Source organism: Aquidulcibacter sp. (assembly GCF_049239865.1).
In the GTDB taxonomy this organism is placed as follows: Bacteria; Pseudomonadota; Alphaproteobacteria; order Caulobacterales; family Aquidulcibacteraceae; genus Aquidulcibacter.
This window is the reverse complement of record NZ_JBMLTR010000025.1, coordinates 1-1421: the sequence shown is the minus strand read 5'-3', so window position 1 is coordinate 1421 and position 1421 is coordinate 1. Positions and strand designations below refer to the sequence as shown.

The window sequence follows — 1421 nt, the reverse complement described above, 5'->3', positions numbered from 1 at the left end:
GCGCTTCAAGCCCCGATCAGACCTTGTCTGAGCCAAACTCTTCTGCTGCGCTGCAACATAATTTGTCAAGCTGTTTTTAGCCCCGCTAGAAGGACCATTCTAACTAGCGGACAAAACGATCGATGCTAACCTAGGATGTATTTGGGCGAAAGTTGGAGTTAGGCGTGAATTCTTTTCAAGCAAAAATTGGCCCACCACGGATTTTGGCGGGCATTTTGGCAATTGGCTATGCTGTTGTGAACATTTCGATTGCGATGATCACGCGCGGGGAGTTTGTGCCCTGGCGGCACATCGATGAAATCTTAGCGCTAGCGTTTGGTGCACTCAATCTCGCCCAAGAACTCATTCTATCCAACTTTCGAAATCGCATCCTTATAGTTGAGATGAATGAGCACGGGCTGTTCGATCGTCGGATCATGTATGAGCGCTTGGCTTGGGACGACATTGAATGGATCGAACCCCATCCGGGTGGGGTAGCAGATCGGCTCAGAGTAAAGGCGCAGGTGCGCTTGACGCCCTTTGGGGCAGTGCGGAACCGCTTATTGCAACTTGTACGACATATTCCGGAGGGCGAAGTCGTTATAACCTTCGGCGGCTTGAATAAGGCCGCCGCCCAAGCCGCAGCTTGGCTTGCCGACTATCAGCCCCGCCTCATCCCCGATGTGTGGAAGATTGCGACCGTCCGGCATGAGGGCGCACTGCCCACAAACCATCAAGACATTTGTCTGCGAGCCCATGTCTATCCGCGTGCTTGGCTCAGTTATCTGATCGGAGGCGTTATCCTGTTGGCTGTGCTGATCGCGCTTCTGCCGACATTTGCAGTCCCGAGTCTCGTTCAGGGGCGGATTCCAACAGACATTGTGCAATTGGCACTTTTAGGGATGATCCTTGCCACCTTGATTATTGGCGGGATTGTTACCCTGCAAATCTATCTTCGGCTCTCAAGTACGCGCGCCGGGGTGATTATTCTGTCGCAGACCGGCCTAACCGATATCAGGATCTCAAGCCAGTTCATCCCGTGGAACCTGATAGATCATGTCACCTTTCATTGGTTGAATACTGGTCGCTTGGTCAATGAGGGCGTGGCGGTCGAAGTTCAACTACAAGAGGGTTTTCAGCTAAAGCCGCCTGAAGGTCTGATCTTTAAGCTCGCCCATTATTGGCGCAGAGCCACCACGCCAGAACTTTTCACCCTCGTGCATAGCGGGACAACGACGAGCGTGAGTGAGATCATCGACCATATTGAGCGTCACAAGCTGCCGGTAGCTGTGCGTGAAATCGCCCGAAACTAGGCTTGGCTAGTCCTTTGAGCGATAGCGCATGGCGACGTCGCAGCGCTCATAGCTGCAGCCATAGCGGGTCATGATTTCGGGGTCGTGGACGAAGCCCAGTTTTTCATAAAGGTGGATGGCGGCTTCGCA

Annotated in this window: 1 protein-coding gene; it reads left to right on the top strand. The window is 53.1% G+C overall.

The annotated features are described in order from the left end of the window. Positions 1-164 precede the first annotated feature (164 nt). Positions 165-1292 (top strand): hypothetical protein, encoded by a 1128-nt coding sequence (locus tag ACOVRA_RS02480; protein ID WP_421718912.1) that lies wholly within the window; start codon positions 165-167, stop codon positions 1290-1292. The last annotated feature ends 129 nt before the right edge of the window (positions 1293-1421 follow it).